We start from the raw sequence: 6538 nt of genomic DNA, 5'->3' as shown, positions 1-6538 counted from the left end.
AATCAAGTATCTTAACAATAAAACCAACATGATTAAAAATTAAAAGGTCGCCTAAATTGTTTTTAGACGACCTCTTTGTTAAATACACGTTAAAAGTGGAAACCTATGAAATATAATAGGACTTTTTACGTCTAGTATAGTATAAGTTTTAAGTAATAGTAATTATAAATTAATTTTTATAATAGTGTTAGTTAAGTTGGTTAATAGCTGAAAAGCCCAGACAGATTTTTGTTTGGGCTTTTTTTAGTTTTATGGATTAAGTAAAATATGTGAATTGTTTAATTGTGTTGGCTCACGTAGACCTTTCCATCTTTCATTACAAACACCACGTGTCCTATTGTGTTTATAAAATCGGTAGATATATGTCCTTTTACCGCAATAAGATCTGCTTTTGCACCAGACTTAAGAACTCCTATTTCATTTTGCTTATTTAAATTTAGCGCAGAGATGTAAGTTGCCGATTGTAAAATATCCAACGGCTTCATTCCTGCTTCAAAATACGCACGAAACATATCTCTTGACGATTCACCACGAGTGCCTCCGATATCTGTATAATTATCAGAACCTGCTACAATTGTCACTCCTTTTTGGATGGCTCTAGCAAGTCTGCTTTTCATTCTACCTAAATAATTATCTACCCAACCTAAATTATCATCGTCATAACCTGCAAGTTTACTATACGTTTTCATATAGGTTTTACTGTTTTCGGTTGGTACCAAGAATACCTTTTTTTCAACCATTAAGGTCAATGTAGAATCTGCTAAATTAAATCCATGTTCAATGCCATCGACACCTGCTTGTATGGCATTCCATGCGGATTGGTTTGTAATTGAATGCGCTACAACAGAAAGATTATACGTTTTTGCAGTTTCTACAATCGCTTTCATTTCAGCAATGGATAAATGTGTATTGTTCGGTATATTATCTGCACAAATTTTAATAACATCTACCTTTTGATTCACGTGTTCTCTAACCGCAGTTTTAGCATCTTCTACTCCATTTATAATACGGTATTCTAAATCTATAAGGTTTTGATGTTTTGGAGATACACCATAAACTTGACCACCTGTAGCGGCCATAATTGGTCCTGACGCAAAAATACGTGGGCCATCAATAGTCCCTTCATTAATCGCATCACGCAACGCAACATCTAAAAATAGTCCTGAATTACCAAGATCTTTCACACTCGTAATTCCAACATCTAAATACGACTTTGCGCGTTTTGAACCTCTAATTGTTCTTAAGGCATCACTTTCCATAGTGAGCGAATGAATGCTATGTTCAGAAAAGTCTTCGGTTGCATCTTGAGAAAAAAGCACATGTGTATGCGCGTCTATTAAACCAGGAAGGATAGTGTATTCGGTTAAATCTATGATTTCAGCATCATCTGGAATGGTATTAAAAGCACCAATAGATACAATTTTATTACCCTTAACATAAATCACTTTATCTTTTAAAAGGGCATTTTGTTCGCTGTCGTATAAAAGACCCGCTTTAATGTAAACATCGTTTTGTTGCGCGAATAAACTTGACTGTGAACAAAGAATTAAAAATAATAAAGAGAATAGTTTGTTCATAAAGCCTATGTTTTATTTTTTGCTGCTCTTTTTAAATCCATAAAGCACAAAACCAAATAATACAACCCCAATAATTAACATGGCATAAGCCTTATAATTATATCCAAAACTCAAATTATCAAAATCTAAATAGGTAATTCCGAAGGTCAAAAAAATGATTGCAATAAGTCCGACAAATCCTAAGCTGTTTTTCATAATTAATACTATTCGATCTTATAAAACATGATGTTTTTTAATCAATAATTTTGATCTAAACTGTATGAGGTCCGTTTTTTCAAAGGGATTTGTTTACCACTTAATTATCACACTTCCCCAAGTAAACCCACTACCAAAAGCAGCTAAAACAACGGTATCTCCTTCTTTTATTTTACCCTCTTCCCAAGCTTCAGTTAATGCAATGGGGATAGAGGCTGCAGTTGTGTTTCCGTATTTTTGTATGTTATTAAACACTTGGTCATCGCTTAACTTAAACTTACGTTGTATAAATTGTGAAATACGAAGATTTGCTTGGTGAGGAACCAACATATCAATGTCTTCAACTTTCAAGTTGTTTTTCATTAAACCTTCCATAATAACTTCACTAAAACGAACCACTGCATTTTTAAATACAAATTGGCCATTCATGTGCGGAAAATAACTTTCGTCATTAGGATCGTTATCTTCTATGATATCACTAACCCAACGTTTACCCATTCCTGGTGCAATTAAGACTAATTCTTCTGCATGTTCTCCTTGCGAATGTAAATGTGTCGATAAAATTCCTTTTGAGTTATCCTCTTCTCTAGTTAAAACAGCCGCTCCTGCTCCATCACCAAAAATAACAGAGACTCCACGACCTCTCGTTGTTTTATCTAAACCAAAAGAATGCAATTCACTTCCTATGACTAGGATGTTTTTATACATTCCTGTTTTAATAAAATTATCGGCTACAGACATGGCATATACAAACCCAGAACACTGATTACGCACATCTAGCGCTCCAACCGTCTTGATATCTAAAGCATGTTGCACTTGTACCCCTGGACCAGGAAAATACATATCAGGACTCAAGGTTGCAAAAATGATAAAGTCGATGTCATCTTTATCAATACCCGCACGTTCAATAGCAATTTTAGCAGCTTTCACTCCCATGGTTGCAGTAGTGTCTCCACTACCTTTTTTTACCCAACGACGCTCTTTTATACCTGTGCGTTCTTGTATCCATTCGTCATTAGTATCCATGAGTTTAGATAAATCATCATTGGTTACAACATTGTCTGGCACATATTTACCTAAGCCTATTATTTTTGAATTGTACATCGAAAATTTATTTTCGTTTCCGAAACATCGGAAAACTTATTATTTAGTTCAGCAATTTAAGATATAAGATACAATTTATTTTTATTAGAATTTACATTCGTTATGCACGCATAGTACTTATGTCACTTTGTCACATTTTAAGTCTTGGTATTTTATTTGACTATACCTAATCATTCAAATTAATAATACAAAAAACTATATATCATGACAAAAGGAAGTATTAATGTATCGGTAGAGAATATCTTTCCGTTAATTAAAAAGTTCTTATACAGCGATCACGAAATCTTTTTACGTGAGCTTATTAGTAATGGTACAGATGCCACGCTAAAATTAAAACACCTTACAAGTATAGGTGAATCTAAATCTGACTATGGAAATCCTATTATCGAAGTAAAGATTGATAAAGAAGGTAAAAAACTTCACATCATTGATCAAGGTTTAGGGATGTCTGCTGAAGAAGTTGAAAAATACATTAACCAAGTGGCATTTTCTGGTGCTGAGGAGTTCTTAGACAAGTACAAGGATTCGGCTAAAGACTCAGGAATCATTGGTCATTTTGGTTTAGGTTTCTACTCTGCTTTTATGGTTGCAGAAAAAGTTGAAATTATCACTAAGTCGCATACTGGTGCTGATGCTGCACATTGGACTTGTGATGGATCTCCTGAATTTACATTAGAGCCTTCTGATAAAGCAGATAGAGGAACAGAAATCATTCTTCATATTGCAGAAGATTCTACTGAATTTTTAGAAGACAATAGAATCAGTGAGTTACTGAATAAGTATAACAAATTTATGCCTATTCCAATTAAATTTGGAACAAAGGAAGTAAACGATCCAGAATTTACTCCTGCAACTACTACAGATGCAGAAGGAAAAGAAACGACTGAGCCACACAAACAGATTACAGTAGATAATATCATCAATAATCCTGATCCGGCTTGGACAAAACAACCAACGGAATTAGAAGATGAAGATTATAAAGGATTCTACAGAGAATTGTATCCAATGCAATTTGAAGAGCCTTTATTCAACATTCATCTAAATGTAGATTATCCGTTCAACTTAACAGGAATCTTGTATTTCCCTAAGATGACGAACGATATGAACATGCAAAAAGATAAGATTCAATTATACCAAAACCAAGTTTATGTAACAGATAATGTTGAAGGGATTGTTCCTGAATTCTTAACCATGTTACGTGGTGTTATTGATTCTCCAGATATTCCATTAAACGTATCGCGTTCGTATTTACAAGCTGATGGAGCTGTGAAGAAAATTTCATCTTACATCACTCGTAAAGTAGCAGATAAGTTGAAATCATTATTCAACGCGAATCGTGAAGATTTTGAAGCAAAATGGGATGATATTAAAATCGTAATTGAATACGGAATGTTATCTGAAGAGAAATTCTTCGAAAAAGCAGATGCTTTCGCCTTATACCCAACGGTTGATGGTAAATTTTATACGTATGAAGAGCTTTTCAACAAAACAAAAGCAACTCAAACTGATAAAGATGGTAAGTTAGTTATGCTTTATGCTTCTAATAAAGACCAACAACACAGCTACATTGAAGCTGCAAAAGCGAAAGGTTATGAAGTATTAATTTTAGATTCACCTATTGTACCGCATTTAATTCAGAAGTTAGAATCTACTAAAGAAAATGTTTCTTTTGCGAGAGTTGATGGTGATCATATTGATAATTTAATCAAGAAAGATGAAACTGCAATTTCTAAACTATCAGAAGAGCAACAAACAGAATTAGATACCATTTTAAAAGAAGTAATACCTTCTGACAAGTTCGCTGTACAGTTAGAAGCTATGGATAGCGATTCGTCTCCATTTATTATTACGCAACCAGAATTTATGCGTCGTATGAAAGAAATGCAACAGACTGGCGGCGGCGGAATGCAGATGTTTGGTAATATGCCAGAGATGTACAATCTTATCGTTAACACCAACTCTCCTTTGGTTAGTGAAATTTTAGAAACTAAAGAAAAAGAGAATCAAGAACGTTTAATTACGCAAAGTTTAGATTTAGCACGTTTATCTCAAGGCCTTTTAAAAGGTGAAGAGTTAACGAACTTTATTAAGCGTAGTTACGAGATGATTAAGTAGATTAAAGACCGCTTCGCTTTTAGAGCCAAGAGCCAAGAGTCATGACTAAAACCACTTTGTTAATTCAAAGTGGTTTTTTCTTACAAAGAAAAGCTAGTCAACATTTTTTTAACCTAGCGCATCGAAATCAAGACGCTCATTTAAAAGTATTTACATACTTTCACGATTATATTAAGTTTAAAGTGAAAAACGATACTTCAAAAGTTCAAGAAATTTTTAAAGGACTCTCATTTACAGATGAAGAGTTAAAATTTGCATCTTCCGTTTTTCATAAAAAACATTATAAAAAAGGAGCCCTAATTTTTAAAGCCAATGATATTATAGATGATATGTTTTATATCTATCATGGTTGCTTAAGGACGTATTATATGTCTACTTCCGGAAAAGAATACACCGTTCAATTTGGTATAAAAGATTGGTGGATTACAGATTTCACGGCTTACTTTTCTTCTTCAAAGGCTATAATGAATCTTGAAGTTATTGAAGATACAACACTCTACAGTCTTTCTAAATCTGATAAAGAGCTTTTATATAGTGAAATTCCTCAAGTAGAAACTTTTATTAGAAAAAAATTAGAAAGTGCTTTTGCTGCTTTTCAGAAAAGAATTATAGTTAGTTTATCACAATCTGCGACAGAGCGTTATCTTGTTTTTCTTGATACTCATAATAATATTGAGAAAAGATTGAAGAATTATCATATAGCATCCTACTTAGGTATTACAAATGAAAGTTTAAGCCGTATTCGAAAAGAATTATACAATTCTTAAAATTTTTCCATTTATTATCCTACATCAATTTTTATTTATTCTGAACCTTTTATTTTTGCATCAGCATAATTACCTAACTAATTATACTAACATATTCCCCCTAAGGATTAATAGCTAAAAAGCGCAGGTTGTACAACTTGCGCTTTTTTTTACACCTATATTTAAATCCTTAAAACTGATAAATAAGAAATGATTTTTTATTTAAATTAGCCCATGGAAGAAATTAAAATACTATTCTTTGTTGTAGGTACTTTTTTCGGTGTTCATCAAAGTAACATCATTTCAGAAAAAACAACAGTTACTATAAGTCCGGAAGAAAAAACTATTATAATCGTACAAGAAAACTTAATGACATTTATTAAAACTGAAAGTGATAGTATAAATATTCAAAATGAATTGTCAAAAATAGTACATCCTAATCATTCATGGAGCCCTCAACTTGAAAACTTCCCTATAAAAGAGAAGAAATTCTACAAGTCTGATGATAAAAAATCGCTTAATTTAAAACTAAGTCTAACGTATTCGACCTTAAAAGATTTAAAAATATTTGGCATCAATAAAAATAATGATGGAAAGTTCTCCATGACGAATTTTCCAAAATCACACACAACATCTACCGATGGTACATTAGAAGAACCCTATTGGAATTTTGAAGACGATAAACCCTTCACCTTTACCGAGAAACCTTTAACTGATTTACCTGAAGCCTTCCAAAAAATTAAAAAGAATTTGTTACCGTTTTGGCTAGCGCTCAAATAAATTTCATTTATTAAATAATTA

General features: G+C 32.6%; 6 protein-coding genes. 3 read left to right on the top strand and 3 right to left on the bottom strand.

Annotation, left to right across the window (positions count from 1 at the left end; all coding sequences use genetic code 11):
* Positions 1-278 precede the first annotated feature (278 nt).
* The 3 genes from HM984_RS16820 to HM984_RS16810 form a co-directional block, all read right to left on the bottom strand.
* Positions 279-1577 carry a metal-dependent hydrolase family protein gene (locus tag HM984_RS16820; protein WP_179350014.1) on the bottom strand — a complete coding sequence of 433 codons (1299 nt, stop codon included), beginning with the start codon at positions 1575-1577 and terminating at the stop codon, positions 279-281.
* 12 nt (positions 1578-1589) lie between these two features.
* Positions 1590-1772, bottom strand: a complete 183-nt coding sequence (locus tag HM984_RS16815; RefSeq protein ID WP_179350013.1) for a hypothetical protein — start codon at positions 1770-1772, stop codon at positions 1590-1592.
* 93 nt (positions 1773-1865) lie between these two features.
* The gene (locus HM984_RS16810; RefSeq protein ID WP_179350012.1) at positions 1866-2876 is read right to left on the bottom strand and encodes a 3-oxoacyl-ACP synthase III family protein; all 1011 of its coding nucleotides are present in this window, start codon (positions 2874-2876) and stop codon (positions 1866-1868) included.
* Between the two features lie 204 nt (positions 2877-3080).
* On the opposite strand from HM984_RS16810, the gene htpG reads away from it, so the two are divergent.
* The 3 genes from htpG to HM984_RS16795 all read left to right on the top strand — a co-directional run bounded on the left by htpG (position 3081) and on the right by HM984_RS16795 (position 6517).
* Positions 3081-4991: a molecular chaperone HtpG gene (htpG, locus tag HM984_RS16805; RefSeq protein ID WP_179350011.1), complete on the top strand. Its 1911-nt coding sequence runs from the start codon at positions 3081-3083 to the stop codon at positions 4989-4991.
* A 41-nt stretch (positions 4992-5032) separates the two neighbouring features.
* Complete coding sequence (locus HM984_RS16800) at positions 5033-5758, top strand: Crp/Fnr family transcriptional regulator (protein ID WP_179350010.1); 726 nt, start codon at positions 5033-5035, stop codon at positions 5756-5758.
* 213 nt (positions 5759-5971) lie between these two features.
* Positions 5972-6517 (top strand): hypothetical protein, encoded by a 546-nt coding sequence (locus HM984_RS16795; protein ID WP_179350009.1) that lies wholly within the window; start codon positions 5972-5974, stop codon positions 6515-6517.
* Positions 6518-6538 lie beyond the last annotated feature (21 nt).

This window comes from Winogradskyella pacifica, assembly GCF_013403915.1.
GTDB lineage: Bacteria > Bacteroidota > Bacteroidia > Flavobacteriales > Flavobacteriaceae > Winogradskyella > Winogradskyella pacifica.
Note: the sequence above shows the minus strand (reverse complement) of the source record. Positions and strands in the feature narration are given on the sequence as shown.